Raw genomic sequence first — 20,723 nt, 5'->3', positions numbered from 1 at the left:
AAAAACCAAACTTAATTATATCCTTTATTTATTTAGTAGCGGTAAGCGGGAGAATAAAAAATAGACTCAAAGAAAAAACAGGAAACAATAAAACAAACTAAAGTAAATAAATATAGTAGCCATCATCAGTAAAATACCATAAACTGCCTCTCAAGAATTTGTTCGGATAGAGGTATAGTTAATGCATTCAAAAAAAATAATAAGCTATATTATGTATAGTTTTACGGTTATTTTTGTTGTTTATCTACTTCTCGTTTGGATGTACTTTAGAGACAATACACTACAACTTACCTCTTATCAGCTCTTAATTTGGTTTATCATTATTCCGTTATTTTTGTTTGGTTTAATATTAATGATAAGATGGTATGGAAAAAAACTAGAGAGCAAAGAAACAAAAAATCCGCTCGATACAACCAAAGAAATTGATATTATTCTGCCTGATAGCTATCAATTGTTTATCAATAGTAGTATGAGTTTGCCGGAAGGAAATAGCTGGTCTGAGATCATAGACAACCATGACGATCTGACTCATTTAAGTGAATCACTATCAGATTTCGATGGTTTACCTTTATTAATCAAACCTATTGATAGAGTTATTACCGCGCAAACACCCTTGTATCATCACGAAGATAATAGTGATTTTGATAGTTATGGTGATGTTTATGATAGTTATGATGATGTTTATGATGATGATAGTGAGGCAGATGATTTTACTGATTTAAGCGTCACAGAATATGCGCAAGAGCAAACACAATCTGCAGATGATTTGACCCTGCGTTTGTGCGCATTGATTGATGAGCAGCTGTTATTGAGTGACAGTTTTTTATTGATACTCGCCCAACATTTTGAGCGTATTGAACAACAGAATGATGAACCGAATTCAGCGATCCATATTCATCCTGATTGGCAAGCGCATTATATCGCAGGCATTAATGATAGTGATGGTGATGCTAAAGAGTCTCATGCTGCTGACCTGCCCGCCCACACGCTGTCAAAGCTGCCTATTTATTTGTGTGTTCCAAGCCTCGCTGACTCTGACTTTCTAATAAAATTCCTCAAGCAACAATTAGCAGGCTATGGCATTACTGAGTCAGTATTTACTATTACTCTTATCATTGCTGATGATGAATCCTATCAGCCTATAGAATTTATAAACGAGTATCTTATTACGATAGCCAATGCGACTGACCCTCAAGCTTGTCTACTCATTGCTATAGACTCTCAAATTAATGAGGCATGGTTGGAGTCATCTTTATATACAAATATTGCTGACAGTACTGTACCCACTGAAGCTGGCACCTTGCTGCTTTTTTCTAATAAAGCTGCCCAAGAGCTGCTTAAATTGGATAACGATACCAGCTTTTTATTGACTAAGATTACTAATGACTATCCCCATCAAATTGATGCTGCTACCAATAACCTCTCTACCCCTACTCAGTCAAGCACCCGCCAGCATTACGCAAACCATCTAAAAACGATACAGCACCTATTGCTGAATGGCTCATCAACTCCAACATCCAAAGATGAGCGCAAAATAAAAATACCAACAAAACAGCAGATTGAACCTGCCAACGCTAAACCAAGCATAGAAGCAATTCTACCTGATAGCACTATCGCTGCTTTGTCAGACATTAATCCGCTATCACAACCTTACGATATGTCTAAGTTTATAACATTTATCGATTCATTTATAAAGAAAGACCTACTGGTAAATGACTATTATTTAGGGCATTATATGCCAAATAACTCATGGTTGACGCTATTTATAAGCCTAACATTACTTATCGACAAAGCTAACAATAGCAAACAAGAGTTAGAAGAAGTATTTTTAGTAACCAAACATAAGCACGATTGTATTCTATGGCTGACAGACTTGGCTAACGCTCCTTAACCATCGTTAAGTTCGGCTTTAGCTCCGCCAATAAGCATCTTACTTGCTGTTTTGACACCCCAATAATTCTCTATTATTTTACGATTACATTAGGTAGCAGGCATGTTTTCAAGGTTTTTTCATCTTATTTATAATCCAAGAGTGTTATTGAGCTTAGGGGTTATCGTCGCACTGGTCTTACTTTATGATTATGTGACCCTTAAAACCTTTCTTATTATCCTTGGGATTGTCATAACCTTTGTGCTAATAGCTTCAATTGGCTATTATTTTTGGAAAAAACGTAAACTTGCCTCAGTAGAATTAGCAAACTTAGTAGAAGATGGTAGCGATGAGCATGATAACGACAGTATCGCTAAAGATGAAAATGCCCAAGAAGTTCAAGCATTACGTCAGCAAATGCAAGATGCTATTAAAACCATTCGCAAATCAAAGCTTGGCGATCAAACCGGTAAAGCAGCGTTGTATGAGTTGCCTTGGTATATGGTTATTGGCAATCCGGCAGCAGGTAAAAGCTCAGCGGTGCTCCATTCTGGGCTAAAATTTCCGTTTATGGAGCAGTCCAACAAGCTATCCGTCAAAGGCGTAGGTGGTACGCGTAATTGCGATTGGTTCTTTTCAACCGAAGGCATCTTGCTCGATACTGCAGGACGCTACTCTGCCTATGAAGACGATCGCTCAGAATGGTTGTCATTTTTAAACCTCCTCAAAAAGAATCGCCCCAAAGCGCCTATTAATGGCATTATCATTGCTGTTAGTATCGCCGAGCTCACCAAAAACGATCCAAGCTATGCCTTGGATTTGGCCAAAAACTTACGCAGTCGTGTGCAAGACTTAACTGAGCAATTAGAAGTCTATGCTCCTGTTTATGTGGTTTTTACCAAGATGGATTTGGTCTCAGGCTTTCGTGATTTCTTTCATGACTATGAACAAGAAGATCGCAGTCAAGTATGGGGCGCGACTATTCCCTACCCTGAAGACCTCGACAATATTAATATTACGGATGTATTTGAAGAGCACTTTGGCATATTGGTCAATGGTCTAAAAGACTTGAGTACCACTAAACTCTCCTTGCGTCACCAGCGAACAGTATCTCCGAGTCTCATGACTTTTCCGATGGAATTCCAGTCGTTACGTCCGATGATACGGACACTTATGCATGCATTGTTTGAAGACAACCCTTTTCAATTTAAGCCCATACTACGTGGATTTTACTTTACTAGTGCCTTGCAAGATGGACAAGTAAGCAGTCAGATGACGCTACAAATGGTGCAAAATTATGACTTGCACACACCAGCGGTACCACTTAATGCGCAACAAGAAGCCACAGACAAGCCTTATTTCTTACAAGACCTATTTTCAAAAGTTATTTTAAAAGACAAGCATTTGGTTAAGCAGCACAAAAATCGTAACAAACGCAGTCATCGCGCGCTTGCGACCTTAGCCGCTGTCGTTAGTTTATGCGTGGCTGTCGGTTTGTGGACATGGTCATATGCCAATAATAAACAGCTGACTGAACGGGTCATGGCTGACTTACAACAAGTCGCAGAACTACAGAAAAACACTAACGGTGACCTGCAATCTCAACTTGAGTCGCTGAGTATCTTACAAAGTCGGATAGAGCAGCTTGAAGAATATGAAGATAATCGCCCATTATCGTTAAGCTTTGGTCTCTATCAAGGCAATAAACTCAAAGAAAAACTCTTATCTGAATACTATAATGGTATTGGCATCATTGTTTTGGCACCCACAAAACAAAATATAGAAAAATTTTTGACCGAGGTAAACACCAACGCCGCTCAGTTGGAAGTGCGCACAGAGGCGTCGGCTTCTGACGATGCGGCTGAGACTGCCACTAATAATGCCTATATTCAGTCGGATCCAACCGATGTCGAAGACGCTTATAATGCCCTCAAAGCTTATCTCATGCTTGGCAACCATGACCATTTAGAAAACAGTCATTTAAGTGATCAAATGACGCGATTTTGGCGTAACTGGCTTGAAGCCAATCGCGCCGATATGCCGCGTGATAAGATGATTCGCCAAGCTGAGCGTATCTTAAGCTTTAGCCTAGCTCACGTCGATGATCCTGCTTTTCCACTTATCCAAAACGACTTAGGACTGATAGATAAAACTCGCAGTAATCTATCAAAAGTCAGTAAGGGGCAGCCTGCACGAGAACGCGTCTACTCTGAAATTAAAATGCGCTCATCTGCCCGCTTTCCATCAGTGACAGTCGCCCAGATGACTCAAAACACGACCAATGAAGCACTACTCGGTAGCTATGTTATTTCCGGCACTTTTACCAAGCAAGCATGGGAGTCTTTCGTCAGTGATGAGATTGATAAAGCCGCCACTACCAAAGTAGTTGCAGATGATTGGGTGCTGGCAACCAATAGCCAAGATGACCTTACCTTGACCGGTAGCCCTGAACAAATACGACAATATCTGGTCAATCGCTATAAGCAAGAATATATCAGCGAATGGAAACGCTTTTTATCACAAGTGTATATTCGTGATAGTAAAGGATTTGACGACCATGCTGTCTTATTAAACCAGTTGTCTAATACAACAGAGTCACCACTAAAGACTTTGTTTGAGACGGTAGATCGTCAAACTCAGTGGGATAATCAAGCAGCTAACCAAGCCTCAACTGATGGCGGCCAATCTCGACGCTCATTTGTCAATTGGTTCAAGCAAACCATCCTGCGTCAAAGCCCCGCTGAGCTGCGGCAAGCAGAAGCGGCGCTCGGCAGCGGTAGTACCTCGGCTAATACTGCTCCGACAGCGCAAGCACGCTCAGGTGTGATTGCGCAAGAGTTTTCCTCTATACATGCCTTGGTGACGCCACGAGAAGACAATCAGAATCTATCGCTATTAGACAATTACTTGGCAAGCTTAGGAGATATTAGAACGCGCTTTAATAATATCGTGCGTAGTGATGACATTGGCCCTGATGCCTTGTTGTTTGCCTCGCAGACCCTCAGCCCTGAAGGCTCAGAATTGACCAAATCTCTGCAGATATTAGATGAGCAGATACTGAGCCAAGCCAACTCTGAAATCAAGCAACTTGTTCGCCCTTTACTAAGTGAGCCACTGACCCGCTCATTCAATATGCTGCTGACACCAACTAAGGCAGAGATTAATAAAGTTTGGAAGGCGCAAGTCTATAAGCCTTTTCTTGATAATTTGGGTAATAAATATCCGTTTACTGCCAATGCCAACTTAGAAGCCACTCCTGCTGAGATTGGCCAGTTTTTTGGCGAAGACGGCTATGTGGCAAGATTTGTCAACGAGACCTTGTCACCTTTTATTATTCGCCGCGGTGATCAAATCTCAAGTAAGATTTGGAATGGTGCAGGTTTAGGATTGAGCCCTAAATTTGTCGCTGACTTCGGTCGTTACTTTGTTAACTATACTGGTAGCAATAGTGCTGGAGCGTCTGGTGCCGCTGGCGCTAGCGGCGCTAGCGGCGCTGCCAATCAAACTACATTCCAAATCATGCCATTGCCTGTTAGCGGTCTGACCGAATATACGATTGTGGTTGATGGTCAACAGCTGCGCTATCGCATGGGTACCCAAGCTTGGACAACCTTTGTATGGCCAAATCCGAGTAGCCAGCCTGGGGCGAGCATCAGAGCCAAAGATTACGATGGCAGAGACTTTACGGTCTTTGAAGAGGCAGGTAGCTTCGGGGTAGAAAAACTGATCAATAGTGCACGCCGTACTGAACTTGGTAATGATATTTTTGAAATGGCATGGTCAGGTGACGGTATCACTGTTTCTGTACGCTTTAGAATCATCAGTGGCAGTGGTAGTAGCAGTACCGCTACTCAAGGCCGCTCTACCAATCCATTTACCGGTATGAAATTACCGGATGAGATTATCGCTCTTGGTGTCACGCGCACAGCAAGGCCAATTACTGATGACAATACAGTCGTTAGCAGCTCTCCCACCAATAACTCGGCAGCCAATTCGACCGCTCAAAACCATCAACAAGGCCGTCAACAAAGCAATGAACACAGTAATGAACAAAGCAGTACAAACCGCGCGCAATCAGCCAGCGACTTGAACTCGTCCGCTAGTGCTAATAATGATAGCCGTACACAAACGGAGCCTCCTGCTGCTACTAATGATAATTCGGCCGTCGCTGAGCAGCAGGAGCAAACGCCATGATGCCTAAATCCTTACCTTTAGTATATTTTGGCAAACTGCCTGCTCGCGGAGATTTTATACGGGCGCGTGCTCATATCTCCGAAACCAATGCCATTGATGAATGGGTCAGTCAAGCCCTAACCATTTCGGAAAAAATCTTTAGTGAAAGCGTGATAGATAAAGCGCACATCGATAACATTGCCTTTTTAAACTTTAGTCATGTAGATACCAGATCTAATGAAATTATCACCGGTGTTCTTATTCCCAGTCACGATAGTAGCTATAGAAACTATCCGCTGATAGGTTTTGGCGTACTGCATGCTGATAAACCAAAAAACTGGATGAACTATCTACCAGTCAAGTCGTCGACCCTTTGGAATGACACTTATGAAGTTTTGAGCGTGGCCAAGTCTAAAACTGACAATACTGATCTTATGGAATATCTCAATCATAGTCAGCTGACGATCAATAACAGTGCCAGTACTTACTATTATGACTTTATCAATACCACTACTTTGCAAGATATAGCGATCTTAATGAACATCGATAAGTCGCAACTGATAGAGCAAATTATCGCTACTGGCTTGTTATTTTTACCTACCTTTACTAAAGGCTTTCATGGGCTCAATAAAGCCATTTGCTGGTCACTCACGTCTGATAGAGAAAACTCGATACACATGGCAACTTTTTGGCATGATCTCATCAATGGTTTCTACCAGCCGCATCAGCTCTATCTGAATACCTATCTATACCGTGTTGCTAATTGCTATCGTTTACTGTTGAGCTTCACTAAGCCAGATGGACACATACTTGAGCAAATATCAGAGAGTGAAAATAGCTATCCTGAAGATTGGGTAGTCATCGCTGATAGCGACTGGACACAAGGCTATATTAATGAAGATATTGGGCTAACCCGTTTTAATAAAATATTGTTACAAGACAATCTATACCTGTATGATACTAGGCAATTGTTTAAAAAAACCTTTTTAGCACAATAGCTATTTATAACTATTATTCATTGAAAGCCACTAATTAAACGTTACTTATTAAAAACCACTCATGGTAGTAGCTATGTGTCATAGCCTGTAATTAGTCACTGCTCAATCATACCAAGCTTAAAAAAGGTACTTTGATGAAAGTCCTCTCCAAAACATCCAAACCTAGGCCAACAAATCGCATGAAAAACCTGCTATTAGCCGTCGCTATGACCTTCCCTATCAGCGCCGTTGTCTTTGCAGCACATAACGATGCTCATGTGACCAATGACGCACAAAATGTGCCTGTCGTCATAAAAGGTGTGGTCGCTACCAGCTCAGACAAACAGCAGCTTCTTGAAAAGCTAAAAGCACAGTATCCTAATAAACCCGTCAGAGATGAAATTGAAGTGCGTTCGAACATCAGTATACCAACCAACTGGCAACAGATAGCAACGGCTATTATCGATAGCGACATCTCTAATATTCGCCAAGGCCGTATCGATATTCATGGTACGACCATTAGCTTACATGGCAAAGTCAGTAGCGTTGAACAAAAACAAGCCATTCAAAACCGTATTCACTCCCGTTTGACTGATCTTTATCAGCTAGAGAATCAACTGGTCGTCACCCAAGGTGAACAACATCTCTTAGACGACACTTTAGGCAACCGTATTGTCGAGTTTGAATCCGGTAGCGCTAACTTGACGCCTATGGGGCTTGGTATTTTAGACGACATGGCGGGTGTATTACAGCGAGTTGGCGATAAGCCAGTAACCATCATTGGACATACCGACAATGTCGGCAATCCTAGTGGCAATTTAACATTATCAAATCAGCGTGCCGAAGCGGTCAAGCAATACCTCATAGGTCGTAACATTGATGCGGCTCGTCTAAGTACCGCTGGTAAAGGCGACGCTGATCCTATCGCGAGTAATGACAACGAAGAGGGTCGCACTCGTAACCGCCGTATCGAATTTAACCTTGGTGAATAACGCTGCTATGTACGTTGATAATGGCAGCTAAGCACTGATGCTTATGATGCCGTCTCTGACACAAGAGGGACTACCCCTATGTTACGCTTAACCAATACCGTGCTGCCAATGCACCCTGATAGGCTCTATGCCAGTGAAGGTTGTACTCAATCGCCCTATCCGAGTGCTCAGCAAGATATCTGTGCTCATCAAGCGTGGCAAGATAAGCTCATGCATAACTCTGATGAAGCCGATATTATTGCTCAACTAAATCCCAATGGTAGTCGCCAACACCAACAGCACGGTATCGACACCTATGTGCTGCATGTTTATATCCATGAGCGCCATCATCCACCCTTTACGCCACTAACCAATCTCATCGGCAGCCCTTTAACCTTAAGCTTCGATACTCCAAGTGGTCTAAGCTTTCGCCATCTATATCTAACGGCCGTGCAGCAATTGGATCATGATGGCAGTTATGGTTATTACCGTCTGCTCGCACAGCCGATCACCTATCGATTACATCAACATTTACGCTGTCATATCGATACTGATTTGACCGTACAAGCGATGGTAGCAGAGCGCACGACCGCGCTTGAGATAGAAATAATTGATGATAGTAGCAACGATGAAGGTAGTGCTAGCTGGACACCAGCTCGTATGACCCAATGGCAAATAAGCGACTGGACACATATTTGCGAGCGGCTCTCGCGTCAAGGACTGACGGCTTACTTACGCCATGAGCAAACGGATGAGCACAGTCCACCAAAGCTCATTATTACATCGCATAGTCCAAGCGATAGCGATGGTATCAGCGTGAACATTGGCGCACTGCGCTACCAACAAGTATTACATGATCGTGTCCATGCGCCTGTCTTGGCCATCAGTGAGCAGGTCATCACCCAACCAAACTCAGTAACGATGCAGCGCTTTAATAGCGCCAGCGTCGCACAGCCAACCCAGTCAGCCGATATTGCGATGAGCAATACTGCTGATGAAAACAGCCATCAGACGAGTAGCCACTCACTCACTTTAGACAGCCCAGCCGCCTTAGCTCCAGTAACGGATACCGAGAGTATTGATGATGCCAGCATAATTGCTAACAGCCATCAAAGTAACTATAGCGTCTATCATGCACTAGCCCATGCTACTGACTTAAACGTTGCCGATACCTTTAGCCTTACCGATCATAGTGTGCTTAATCAGCACTACCGCGCTACCCATATCGTGCATCTGGCACGCAATAGTCTGGCACATGTGACAGGGCTGACCCAAAGCTCACGCCATCATCAGCGTCATGATTCATCTTTGGAAGCTGGCATTCATTTGACTCAGTTACGCCTCATTACCGCTGATACCCCATGGGTCGGATCTCTATACAGCAGACGTGCTCTCCCGCCAATGACAGGGATTACAGATAGCCAAAGCGACACAGACAGTCGCAATCATATGACACCGACCAAAAGCTACTTATTGGATAGCCCAGCCCAGCCTATTAGTCGACTAGAAGCACAAGCTGGTGCTAACTATGGCACACACTTCACCCATAGGGCAGATGATCAAACCCTGGTGCAGTCTATCGGTGATAGCGAGCATCTGATCAATACTGGCAGTCTATTGTCATCGACTCGCCCTAGTTTATTTGCCACTAATAACGAACAAGCCATTGAAAGCGGTTATCGTAACACCGACAACGGCTTATCAGAATGGGTGACTGATCACCGTACAGAACAAGCGTACTCACAGCTCAACGTCGATGATGGACAAGTCAGCGCCAGTCTAAAAATGGGTATTATCAATCCATCAGACACAGCCAAACGTCAAGGCATCAATGCGGCCACTAACGCTCAAATCAATATCAAATCAGGCGAAGCGATGGTGCTATCAACGCAACCGCAAACTCACGAACAGTCTGGACAACACAATTACCAACAGCATACCCCAACTCTGACCCAAACTGCCTTAGGTGGTCAGCACTTAGCAGAGCGGTTAACGCAATTAGCAATAGGACTTGGTAGACAAGTGAATGATCATAACGCGATTAAAACGCAACTTGAGACTATCGCAGAGGAACAGCAAACCAACACCCATCAAACAATGCCATTCGCGTTGATCGATAGCGCAGCAGATACAAGCTATGTCGGTACTGATACCCTGATTCACAGAAGCATGGGTGAGATGATCACCACCACGCAGCAAGATATGATGGTCAGTAGTGGCGATAGTCATCATCAAGTCAGTAGCGAGTCACTGAATATAATAGCCGATGGTCAGTTTAGTATGACAAATAGCACCGAGAATATCACCCTTTCTGCCCATACAGGAAGACTTGCAGCGACGGCTAAGCAAGATGTGAACATCGCCTCTTCCACCAAAGAGGTTGAAGTAGTGGCAACTAATAAAATTACGCTAACGGCTGGTGGCGCGAGTATTACTTTAGATGGCGCAAATATTACGATAGCGGCAAAGCAGTTTACGGAGAAGGCTGGTAAGCATAGCAAGGCTGGGGGTGGTTTGGATGGGTTGGGATTGGCGGGGTTGCCTAACAAACAAATATTAAGCACTCTTTATAGTATCGCATACAAGTTCACAGATGATGAAAACAATCCATTAGCATTTGTTGAATATGAAGCCACTAATCTCAATACTGGAGAGCAAAAATCAGGAAAGACCGATGAGAATGGTAGAACTGAACGTTTTTCTTCAAATAACCCTGAAGAAATTGAAGTTTATTTAAAGCTTGATGAAGACGATAACGTAGTTGAGTTGCATGAAATAACTGACGATAGCATTTAGGACAAAAAAATGGGTAAAACAACTACAAAAGCCTCTTCAAGATTAGGAACGCTTAATCTCTACAATCAAAGCATTAGCGTACCGACGCTAGTAAATTTTGAATTAACAACCGATCTTACAATAGGTGCAAATAATCAAGGAACGGGCGTAATTGACAAAAAGGGCTTAGTATTTAATAAAACTTATAAGTTCTTAGCTAAGTTAGCAGGCTCGAAGAATAGTATCGAAAGTACGAAGATAGTTTGGGTCATTAGATACACGAGTCCCAGTACTTCTCAAAACAAGCTCATGGCATTAAAAGCGATAATAAAAGGTCCTGAATTTGAGCTTGATTTGAAAGACAAACATAAAGATATGGCAGGTTGTGAAATCGAAATAAGTTGCCATATGCAAGCACGACCGAAAAAATCTGTTAGTAATAAATACTTTGTCCATAATCGTTTCATGTACTTTGATAGTGGCAAGGTACTTAATCAAGTGAAACAAAGAATGATGTATCCTTGGATGATAGATCAGGGTGCTTCATCACTCTGTGGTATGGCATGCCTATACTATATTTTAATACAACGGAGTAGTAGCTTATACAAAAAAATAGCGATAGAGCTGCATAGAACAGGTATTTACGAACTAAGTAATGGTTATACTATTAAGCCTAAAAGCTCAATGTATGACATAAAGCCTGAGGATTCTGACTACAAAAACATGAAAATGGATGAAGTTGATTGGATAGTGTTAGCCTCTACACGTAGTAGTGAAAGTAATCTAAGATACGATGGTATCGAAACTGGGTCATTTGACCAATTAGGCGCTGTGAACTGGATGGGAATGCTTACTCGCATGTGTAAAGAGGTGGCAGGCTATAGCAGTGCAAAAAGTAATGATTTGGGTTTATTAGATGTTGGAAAGACAATAATTAATAAGAGAAACTTTAGTATAGATAAATTATTTGAAATGGATAAAAAATATAAATCTGGTAAAAAAATAATAATGATGATACAGCCAAAAATGATTGATGACAAAAAAGGTGATAGAGATATAAACTCAATTCATTGGGTAGTCTATGAAGGTGGTTTACAGTTTTTTGATGGTGATGGACGTAATGTCGCAAGTGATTCTTTGCATATTGGAAATGTAAAGTTTGATATATTTACTTGGGGATACAACCCCAAAAACTCTCCAAGAATTATTTCAAAGCAAGGGATTAGTGCTACTAACTTTTCGAATAATTACTATGGACACATTGAGGTAAAGTAATGAATAAACGAACTTGCATTCTTATTTTTATATCTATATCACTAACTGGTTGTCTAAGTGATAGTAATATCTGTCCTAACACCATAAATCCTACAGTTAACATACAAAAATTTCAACAGTTAACTGATAAAGATGAAGCTAGCTTATTAATGATAGATAAAGATAGAAAAATGGTTTCAAATTATGTTTTTAAATATATTAAAAGCTTTGAAGATTACACTGTAGTTTATTTTGATAAAAAAGAAAGTATTACTCCAAATAATGTGTATGAAATAAAATATAATAATGACATATATTTCATACATGATATAAAAATAGCAAACAACACTAAATATAGATATTGTAGCGATGAAACAACTTATAATGTAAACGATTGTCAATCTCAAGGTTATATTTTAGATATAGACCCCTCCTGTGCTATTCCCGCTGACCAAGCTGATAGCTATTTTAAAAATAAAATTAAACCAACTATGTAACTATGGCGTGTTGAACATTCATAATTTCAACCAGAGATAAGCACAAGCAAGAGCCACCGTATTCTCATAACTTTGCTTGAGCTTATCAAATCTTGTGGCAACTGCTCTATAGTTTTTTAGTTTAGCGAAAGCGTTTTCTACTAAGTGGCGGACTTTGTACAAGTCCCAATCCATATGGTCGTTAGAGGACTTCGTGTTTCGTTTTCGAGGGATGTTATCACGCGTCCCTGCTTGTTTAATATGCGCCCGCAGTGCCTCAGAATCATAACCCTTATCGGCGCATACGGTCACTGTTGCGCTCAAATCTATGTTATCAATTAAGTCTGGTGCTATCTTCACATCATGAGTGGTGCCATCTGATAAGATAAAAGTGATTGGGTTACCATGAGCATCAACCGCTAAATGGATCTTAGTGGCACGTCCTGCCACACTTTTGCTAATACCTTGCAGGTTCTCATTACCACCACTGCTATGCTGATGCGCTTTAATATGAGTACCATCGATAAATACCCATTCGAGGTCTGAATCTTTGATTAATAAAGCGAACAACGCAATCAACTTATTACTGCGAAACCAGCGTTGATAAGCTTTGTAGATGGTATTAGGCTTACCAAAATTCTCGGGTAAGTCACGCCAAGGGCAACCAACGCGCATTCGATAAAGTATACCTTCAACTGTTTGTCTTAGATTTCCTTTGTCATAAATATTCAGTTCTAGTAAGATAGGTCTTAGTCTAGTCCAGTGTTCATCTTTGAGCATGGTACGAGGCATAGCGAACGTGATCTTTTGGTGTGAGAACTTAAAGATTAGACGTTCGCTATTTTTTTTGCCAACACTTTATCGCCAATGTTCAACACGCCCTAATCTTTCAGTCAATAACAACCAATATGAAGAAGTATATTTATTAATAAAAAATATTCCTTCTACAATACTTATATCCATTTTATTGACTGGCTGTCTTACTAAAACTAACGTATGTTCATCATCTATTCAACCAACAATTGAATTACAAGACTTTCAGAAGTTGACTAAGAATGGTAAAGCTCTTTTCTATACATTCGATAAAAACTGAAGAAGCATTAGTAGCTTTAAACAGGAGTATATTATTGATTTTGATGGTTATACAGTTGTTTATTTTGATGATAGAAATGCTCTAGTTCCAAACCATGCATATAAAATGCAATACAATGATGATGTATATTTCGTATATGATATCGAGCTTGCAAATAATGCTAGACATAGATATTGCGATGAAGAGACTTCATATCGCGTTAATAACTGCGAATCAACAGGACAGAGTTTGACATTCAATACTACCTGCGCTATCCCCGCTAATCAAGCCGATGACTACTTTGAGAGTGAAGTTAAACCTTACATGAAATAATTCATTCTATAGCAGACTTATTCTGTCCAACTTTACCGAAACCCAAAGCGATACAGACAGTCGCAACCATATGACCCCAACCAAAAACTACTTACTGAATAGTCCAGCCCAGCCTATCAATCGCCTTGAGGCACAAGCCAGTGCTAACTATGGCACACACTTCACCCATAGAGCGAATGATCAAACCCTCGTACAAGCCATTGGTGATAGCGAGCATCTGATCAATACTGGCAGTCTATTGTCATCGTCTCGCCCTAGTTTATTTGCCACTAATAACGAACAAGCCATTGAAAGCGGTTATCGCAATACCGACAACGGCTTATCAGAATGGGTGACTGATCACCGCAGCAAACAAGCTTACTCACAGCTCAACGTCGATGATGGACAAATCAGTGCCAGCCTAAAGATGGGTATTATAAATCCTGCTACAGATGGTGCTAAACGCCAAGGTATCAATACGGCTACTAACGCCCAAATCAATATCAAATCAGGCGAAGCACTCGTCCTCTCCACTCAACCGCAAACTCACGAACAGTCTGGACAACACAATTACCAACAGCATACCCCAACTCTGACCCAAACTGCCTTAGGTGGTCAGCACTTAGCAGAGCGGTTAACGCAATTAGCAATAGGACTTGGTAGACAAGTGAATGACCATAACGCGATTAAGACGCAACTTGAGACTATCGCAGAGGAACAGCAAACCAAGACTCATCAAACAGCACCCTATACGCTGATCGATAGCGCAGCAGACAGCAGCTATGTCGGTACTGATACCCTGATTCACAGAACTATGGATGAGATGATTAGTACTACGCAAACGGACATGATGATCAGCAGTGGCGATAGTCATAATCAAGTGAGTAGCGAGTCACTCAATATAGTAGCCGATGGTCAGTTTAGTATGACCAATAGCACTGAGAATATCACCCTCTCTGCCCATACAGGAAAACTGGAAGCCACGGCAAAGCAGGATGTAAACATCGCCTCTTCGACGAAAGAGGTTGAAATAGTGGCGACGAATAAAATTACGCTGACGGCTGGTGGTGCGAGTATTGTATTAGAAGGTGGTGATATTACCATCAGTGCAAAATCGTTTACGGAGAAGGCTGGAAAGCATAGCAAGGCTGGAGGTGGGATGGATGGTAATTATTTATCGCGACTGCCTTTCGATAAGCTGCTAGAAAAAGAGTTCTTTGATGAGCAAATTCAGTTTGTTGATCCTATGGGTAATGCGTTACCCGATATACAATACCTATTAACTGGAAAAAATATTAATATAAAGGCAGAGTCAGATAGAGATGGTAAAACGCCTCGAGTAGACTCAGGCGATCAAGAAGATACGTTTAAGGTTGATTTAGCTTGGCCTAAATTTATAAATAATGAGATAGAAGAGAATTCTGATGAGTAATAAAACTACCACACAACTAAACAGCTGCACACCGAAAACGTGTTCATGTACGGATTTATGGTCAATCTCACAGAAATTTTGCTTACAACGTTTATCAAGTCCAACTGACAATAATACTTATAGCTATATTAAGAATAAGAAAGTGAGAGCAAGACGTATTACAGGTACTTATGCGAGATTATATTTAGAGATTGAGCGAGATGGGACTAGAAAAATTGGTGACCCATCAAAGAAAGGTAGGTTCTACTGGATGGCATTAGGTGCCTTTGCAAGTAAAACAGTAGCATGTACATTAGAACATTGGACACTGAATCGGATTTCTAAAAATGTCAACTGGGCAGTAAGTGCAGAAGATTGGTTTGGACAAGGTAATTTCTGGTTATTTCAAGATATTGCTGGATGGCATCATTATTACAGTTGCTATGGGTCAGCTGTATTTTTTAAATGTATCAATGATAGGAATACAAACAACCTTGTACCACAAATGAAAACAGCTATTAATCAAGCTCCTTGGGCAGCAAAGTCTTTACCTAAAATAAATAATTTAAAAAGCAATAGTTTTTTAATTAAGGGGTTTGAATACGTAAAAGTGTTTGAGAACTCTAGTAATGGCATAAAAAAGAAAAATGCACAGTATGATAACTTATTACAAACGGCATACCATGAGCAAAAAATGATTTTACAACCTTTGATCTATGAAGACAAAAAACATCAGGTTGAAATAAAAGCTATGAAACTAGCTGGTCCACTAGCTCCTCATGTTCAACTTGTTTTTTCAAGCTCATGCTCAATACCACAAGTATTAGCGACCGGCATGACTCCTCAAAGACCTAAAAAAGTAGATGATCCCGATTATGTTGATGAATATGTGTCTAGACCTGATTCAAATATCGTGCTGTATAACTATGATAGCCGTATGAAGTGGATAAAAAATGCTGCTCTGAAATTTCATCAATTGATGCAAGATGAGAAAGTTTATATGCATGATGAACTAACAACTATGGCTGGATGGTATAACAAGGCCGACTCATAAATTCATCTTAAAACAAACAGTAGATTGCCATGATAAAAAAACTTTGCTTCTCCTTCGTATGTTTCATACTAATTTTTTCGACTACTGCCTGCCAAGCAGAAAAAGAGATCACTATGCCTGATAAACCGTTAGAAATATCTCTAAACATCTCTGCTAAAGAACTATATAAGAATAATTCTGTATATAAAAAATACCAGAATGCCGATGCTCAGCCTATGGGCGTGACCTTCCAAGGTTATGACTTTCCCCGCTTTCAAGAAAGTAACATGGTTTTCAAATATCCTGATGGGGAATTTAAAGTAGACGGTGTTATGTCTATTAATTCATATGATAATGTAAAAAAAACTGACAGTTTATTAACAAGCTATGATGTTACTTTTATCTACAACAAAGATTCTGATGGCATCACAGATAAAGATGCCTATAATAAAACTATGCAACTATTCAAAGAATTACAAGGTAAAGGCTGGGTATCTAATAAAAACATAAGTGCCCCACGTTTGTCTGCTAAAGATAGCTTTAAATTTACTATTGATGATGAAGGTAGTAAGTATTATTTAGATTTCAAGTATCCACTGACATTCGATGAATGGATGCAACTGAGTAATATTCACAAATGGGAGTTACGTTATGGCTCCAATGTATTTATGGATATAGATTTTATTAGAGATACGAACCCAGATACAGGTAAACGCCATTATTTGATGGGCCTTACTATTCGAGATCAAGTGGAAATAATTAAAGAAATAGTCGGTCCAGATAATCGACATAACTGGGAAGAAATTTACGCTGAGATATATTCAAAAATACCCATATGGAGACTAGAATCAGAAGATCCTGCTATTAAAATGGGTCTAAAAATTCAGCAAGATCAACCTGACTATACTCTACCGCTTGTACTAGAAAAAACAGGTATCGATACCAGTAAGTTTGTTTCTATCGACCCTTACAAAATCACTAAGGAAGAGTTTATCAAACGTTCTGAGGCGGGTGAAGACATGACCCCTTACTATGAAGATCAACCAGAGACTAAACCTGAAATTATTAATCAAGCTCGTGGACGTTGTCCAACCAACAAACCCTGCCCTAAGTCAGGCTACTGGCATACCTTAGCTAAAGCAGATAGCCGAGCCTACTTTAGACAAGGTGATATCATGCCGGATTATCCAAACAATAACTGGGGTGAAGTGATTTGGCAGTTTGACGGTGAAGAAGGTTAGTTTTTAATATTTCGATCTAAACCACCTTCGGGTGGTTTTTAATATTTATTACTCTCCACTCAACCGCAAACCCACGCACAATCTGGACAACACAATTATCAGCACCACACCCCGACTTTGACCCAAACTGCCTTAGGTGGTCAGAACCTCTCTGAGCGATTAACGCAACTGGCAACAGGACTTGGTAGACAAGTCAATGACCATAACGCGATTAAAACGCAACTTGAGACTATCGCAGAAGAACAGCAAAGCAATACCCATCAAACAACGCCCTACACTCTTATAGATAGCGCAGCAGACAGCAGCTATGTCGGTACTGATACCCTGATTCACAGAAGCATGGGTGAGATGATTAATACTACGCAAACGGACATGATGATCAGTAGTGGCGATAGTCATCATCAAATTAGTAGCGAGTCACTCAATATAATAGCCGATGATCAGATGAGTTTCACCAATGCTAAAGACAACATCACCCTCTCCGCCCATACTGGCAAGCTGGAAGCCACGGCTAAGCAGGATGTAAACATCTCCTCTTCGACTAAAGAGGTTGAGGTGGTGGTGGCCAATAAAATTACGCTGACCGCTGGTGGTGCGAGTATTACGCTTGATGGCGCAAATATTATGATATCGGCTAAGCAATTTATGGAGAAGGCTGGTAAGCATAGTAAGGCTGGGGGTGGTTGGGATTAGTGGGGTTACCTAACATTATCCCTGATAAAAAGACGCTAATGGATGGGGTTTATAATTTAGCGTATCAGTTTTTGGATGACGATGATGAGCCTTATGCCAATACTTCTTATGTTGCTGTTAATAAACAGACAGGCGAAGAGTTCAAAGGTGTCACTGATAAAGACGGATGGTCAGAACGTTTCCATTCTGATAGTGAGGATGAGATTGAAATTCATCTAGAGCTGGATTGGCAGGATGATGAATTAAAAGGTGCAGAATAATGAGTCAAAAATCTAATGGTAATACTGGTCCTTCTGATCCTTTTAAAGTGCTTAGGATCAGCCGTCGTGAGTTTACGGTTCATTTTAGACAGCCAACCGACATGGCTGGACGTTATGGCTTTGACTATCCACGAGATGCTGACAGATATCCAATAGAAGAGGTAACAGAACCCACAACAGGTAAACGTACTCACAAAGCATTATTTAGAGGTAATATTTCTAATTTTAAAGATATTTACCTTAAAGATACTATGTACTCACCACTTTTACATAAATACAATTATTTACCTGCATGGTTGGCTATCTTTCCTTATACCACCAACAGTGTTTATAGAGGCGGCTCATCCATGCATAAAGATGGAGTAAAACTAGATATTGAGCTTCAGCAACTAATTGGAGACACCTCTAAACTATCAGCCAGTAAATGTACGAAGCTAGAGTTTGTATCTTCAAACCCAAGTAAGCTTACTGCTTCGCCTTCAAGTATATCAATTAAAGACTTTATCAATCGAGGACATAAAACTACCGTAGTTGATAGGGCTAATAAGAAAGCTCGGAAGGATTATATTCTCAAAAGAGCGATATTGATTAAGGGGGTAAAAAACCAGCCACTTAGCAAGCATGAAAGTATCGCTGTTTATGCTATTTCTGCTAACTCGAAAGACTTAGTAGGAGAGTTGATGGTACATAAAAACAGTCAGACATACAAAGCCGATTTAGTATTGGTGCCTACTAAAACATCTACAGGTATAAACAAAAAAGCCTCAGAATCTATAGAATGGTATTTAAAATACAAATCATTCAACCAAGCACTCATAAGAGCAGAGATTAAAACTGAAGAACCATTCGATTTGAACAAATTTGATACCAACACTGATATAGAATCTTATATAAAGCGTGCAAATAAAAATAGTCATACTCCTAAATCAGCAAGTGACGGAATTATTAATTCATATGATAAGTATGGGCTGGGAAAACATAAAGATAAGAGTGGTAATACTTTATCCATTAATCAAAAAGGTCATAAAAAAACTTACATTTTTTTATTAGATTTTGATATAACAGGCTTAAATGGTCGAGCACCTCCAGATTATTCTACTGGGAAATTTGCATTTGGCAACGTTGTTTTAATTTTCAAATCAAGTCTAAGCAATTATGAGACTTTAGTTCATGAAATAGCCCATAGCCTGGGAGTACCCCACATATTTGAGCCTAGTTTTGCTAACCAATATAAATTCTATCAAGGGTTTAGTGATAAAGTGATGGATTATACTTGGCAACTTGGTACTGGAAACGATAATCCAAATTCACGTATTTCACTTGCAAGGTATCAGTGGTATCTAATGCAAAAAGATCCCAGTATATACAAACTATAAGAGGTCTATATGAAAACAATAAAGCTCGCACTTACTCTAGTGATTACTACATTACTTGCTGCCTGTGACGCCACCTCTTCTGACTCACTCACTCTAGATTCAGGTAAAGTAATCGAATCTGCTGTAACACTGGATGAACAGAATAGCGCTGAGAGCGTATCACTCTCTAAGACTGAACCCCACATACAACAGGAGTTCAATACAACAGACTGGGCCCCCCATATCACTAAAACACCTGCAAAACAAGCTCATGAACCATTTTTCCTACCTGACGAAAACGTAAAAAAGATTAGAAATTTCTTTAACAAGAACCAAAATAAAAAACAAATAAAAAACAAACAATTTGAGGAAACTGCATATGGTTTTTTTAGTGTCATTCAGTATTATGATGACACTATCTTAGATTACTCGTTGGATAAAGTGAATAATAAATACTTTGTCAAGATGTCTAACTTAAGAGGTCACTATCAACCACATGAACCGTTTAATAACATCCATAAAGATGCCGTATATAAAATGTTAGATATAAGCGGGGCAGATGACCCTGAAATATTTTTTCAAGAGCTCATAAGTAGCCCTAAGATTACTAAATACAAAGGATGTACTGTACAACAAAAACAATCGAAGTATGCGATGGTGGATTTGACATCATGTGAGTTTGACAATAGAACAGATTTGTCTTTATATAAATCTAAATCTTAGAATAAGGCAACATCATACCAAACTAGCTACACCAACCATTTGGCAGTTTAGTGGTGAAAAAGGATAAGGATATAGCATCCTATTACCAAAGCAACCAAGGTAAGTTTAGTATTATGTTTAAACAATC

Annotated in this window: 15 protein-coding genes; 14 read left to right on the top strand and 1 reads right to left on the bottom strand. The window is 40.2% G+C overall.

What is annotated here, in order from left to right:
- The first annotated feature begins 211 nt into the window (after window positions 1–211).
- The 7 genes from DABAL43B_RS04445 to DABAL43B_RS04415 all read left to right on the top strand — a co-directional run bounded on the left by DABAL43B_RS04445 (window position 212) and on the right by DABAL43B_RS04415 (window position 12,517).
- Complete coding sequence (locus DABAL43B_RS04445; RefSeq protein WP_145952495.1) at window positions 212–1,891, top strand: hypothetical protein; 1,680 nt, start codon at window positions 212–214, stop codon at window positions 1,889–1,891.
- Window positions 1,892–1,993: 102 nt separating this feature from the next.
- Window positions 1,994–6,064, top strand: a complete 4,071-nt coding sequence (tssM, locus tag DABAL43B_RS04440) for a type VI secretion system membrane subunit TssM (RefSeq protein ID WP_079691250.1) — start codon at window positions 1,994–1,996, stop codon at window positions 6,062–6,064.
- Window positions 6,061–7,041, top strand: a complete 981-nt coding sequence (gene tagF, locus DABAL43B_RS04435; RefSeq protein ID WP_079691249.1) for a type VI secretion system-associated protein TagF — start codon at window positions 6,061–6,063, stop codon at window positions 7,039–7,041. Before tssM ends, tagF begins: the two co-directional genes overlap by 4 nt.
- A 179-nt stretch (window positions 7,042–7,220) precedes the next feature.
- On the top strand, window positions 7,221–8,012 hold the full coding sequence (locus DABAL43B_RS04430; RefSeq protein WP_171996322.1) for an OmpA family protein: 792 nt from the start codon (window positions 7,221–7,223) through the stop codon (window positions 8,010–8,012).
- A 78-nt stretch (window positions 8,013–8,090) separates the two neighbouring features.
- On the top strand, window positions 8,091–10,787 hold the full coding sequence (locus DABAL43B_RS04425; RefSeq protein WP_079691247.1) for a DUF2345 domain-containing protein: 2,697 nt from the start codon (window positions 8,091–8,093) through the stop codon (window positions 10,785–10,787).
- Window positions 10,788–10,796: 9 nt separating this feature from the next.
- Window positions 10,797–12,041, top strand: a complete 1,245-nt coding sequence (locus tag DABAL43B_RS04420) for a hypothetical protein (RefSeq protein ID WP_079691246.1) — start codon at window positions 10,797–10,799, stop codon at window positions 12,039–12,041.
- Window positions 12,041–12,517 (top strand): hypothetical protein, encoded by a 477-nt coding sequence (locus tag DABAL43B_RS04415; RefSeq protein WP_079691245.1) that lies wholly within the window; start codon window positions 12,041–12,043, stop codon window positions 12,515–12,517. Before DABAL43B_RS04420 ends, DABAL43B_RS04415 begins: the two co-directional genes overlap by 1 nt.
- Window positions 12,518–12,535: 18 nt before the next feature.
- Here DABAL43B_RS04415 and DABAL43B_RS04410 read toward each other — a convergent pair whose 3' ends face one another.
- A complete protein-coding gene (locus tag DABAL43B_RS04410; RefSeq protein WP_079690684.1) occupies window positions 12,536–13,288 on the bottom strand; it encodes an IS5 family transposase in 753 nt (250 codons plus the stop codon).
- Between the two features lie 683 nt (window positions 13,289–13,971).
- Between DABAL43B_RS04410 and DABAL43B_RS04405 the strand changes: the two genes are divergently transcribed.
- From DABAL43B_RS04405 to DABAL43B_RS04375, 7 genes are all read left to right on the top strand, one after another.
- On the top strand, window positions 13,972–15,312 hold the full coding sequence (locus DABAL43B_RS04405) for a DUF2345 domain-containing protein (protein ID WP_079691244.1): 1,341 nt from the start codon (window positions 13,972–13,974) through the stop codon (window positions 15,310–15,312).
- A complete protein-coding gene (locus tag DABAL43B_RS04400) occupies window positions 15,305–16,345 on the top strand; it encodes a DUF2515 family protein (protein WP_145952494.1) in 1,041 nt (346 codons plus the stop codon). Before DABAL43B_RS04405 ends, DABAL43B_RS04400 begins: the two co-directional genes overlap by 8 nt.
- Before the next feature lie 113 nt (window positions 16,346–16,458).
- Window positions 16,459–17,565, top strand: a complete 1,107-nt coding sequence (locus DABAL43B_RS04395) for a hypothetical protein (protein ID WP_079691242.1) — start codon at window positions 16,459–16,461, stop codon at window positions 17,563–17,565.
- Window positions 17,566–17,682: 117 nt separating this feature from the next.
- Window positions 17,683–18,258 carry a DUF2345 domain-containing protein gene (locus DABAL43B_RS04390; protein ID WP_079691241.1) on the top strand — a complete coding sequence of 192 codons (576 nt, stop codon included), beginning with the start codon at window positions 17,683–17,685 and terminating at the stop codon, window positions 18,256–18,258.
- On the top strand, window positions 18,258–18,518 hold the full coding sequence (locus DABAL43B_RS04385; RefSeq protein ID WP_145952493.1) for a hypothetical protein: 261 nt from the start codon (window positions 18,258–18,260) through the stop codon (window positions 18,516–18,518). The genes DABAL43B_RS04390 and DABAL43B_RS04385 overlap by 1 nt, the downstream gene beginning before the upstream one ends.
- A complete protein-coding gene (locus DABAL43B_RS04380) occupies window positions 18,518–19,894 on the top strand; it encodes a hypothetical protein (RefSeq protein ID WP_079691239.1) in 1,377 nt (458 codons plus the stop codon). The genes DABAL43B_RS04385 and DABAL43B_RS04380 overlap by 1 nt, the downstream gene beginning before the upstream one ends.
- 9 nt (window positions 19,895–19,903) lie before the next feature.
- Window positions 19,904–20,596 (top strand): hypothetical protein, encoded by a 693-nt coding sequence (locus tag DABAL43B_RS04375; protein ID WP_079691238.1) that lies wholly within the window; start codon window positions 19,904–19,906, stop codon window positions 20,594–20,596.
- Window positions 20,597–20,723: the final 127 nt, after the last annotated feature.

Origin of the sequence: Psychrobacter sp. DAB_AL43B (assembly GCF_900168255.1) — a bacterium.
Taxonomy (GTDB): Bacteria; Pseudomonadota; Gammaproteobacteria; order Pseudomonadales; family Moraxellaceae; genus Psychrobacter.
The sequence above is the reverse complement of the archived record's forward strand: the minus strand, read 5'-3'. Positions and strand labels throughout refer to the sequence as shown.

What these genes read in the sequence shown, in the direction of transcription:
- DABAL43B_RS04445 (WP_145952495.1), top strand. Translation starts at nt 212, where the DNA reads ATGTATAGTTTTACGGTTATTTTTGTTGTTTATCTACTTCTCGTTTGG.
- tssM (WP_079691250.1), top strand. Translation starts at nt 1,994, where the DNA reads ATGTTTTCAAGGTTTTTTCATCTTATTTATAATCCAAGAGTGTTATTG.
- tagF (WP_079691249.1), top strand. Translation starts at nt 6,061, where the DNA reads ATGATGCCTAAATCCTTACCTTTAGTATATTTTGGCAAACTGCCTGCT.
- DABAL43B_RS04430 (WP_171996322.1), top strand. Translation starts at nt 7,221, where the DNA reads ATGAAAAACCTGCTATTAGCCGTCGCTATGACCTTCCCTATCAGCGCC.
- DABAL43B_RS04425 (WP_079691247.1), top strand. Translation starts at nt 8,091, where the DNA reads ATGTTACGCTTAACCAATACCGTGCTGCCAATGCACCCTGATAGGCTC.
- DABAL43B_RS04420 (WP_079691246.1), top strand. Translation starts at nt 10,797, where the DNA reads ATGGGTAAAACAACTACAAAAGCCTCTTCAAGATTAGGAACGCTTAAT.
- DABAL43B_RS04415 (WP_079691245.1), top strand. Translation starts at nt 12,041, where the DNA reads ATGAATAAACGAACTTGCATTCTTATTTTTATATCTATATCACTAACT.
- DABAL43B_RS04410 (WP_079690684.1), bottom strand. Translation starts at nt 13,288, where the DNA reads ATGCCTCGTACCATGCTCAAAGATGAACACTGGACTAGACTAAGACCT.
- DABAL43B_RS04405 (WP_079691244.1), top strand. Translation starts at nt 13,972, where the DNA reads ATGACCCCAACCAAAAACTACTTACTGAATAGTCCAGCCCAGCCTATC.
- DABAL43B_RS04400 (WP_145952494.1), top strand. Translation starts at nt 15,305, where the DNA reads ATGAGTAATAAAACTACCACACAACTAAACAGCTGCACACCGAAAACG.
- DABAL43B_RS04395 (WP_079691242.1), top strand. Translation starts at nt 16,459, where the DNA reads ATGCCTGATAAACCGTTAGAAATATCTCTAAACATCTCTGCTAAAGAA.
- DABAL43B_RS04380 (WP_079691239.1), top strand. Translation starts at nt 18,518, where the DNA reads ATGAGTCAAAAATCTAATGGTAATACTGGTCCTTCTGATCCTTTTAAA.
- DABAL43B_RS04375 (WP_079691238.1), top strand. Translation starts at nt 19,904, where the DNA reads ATGAAAACAATAAAGCTCGCACTTACTCTAGTGATTACTACATTACTT.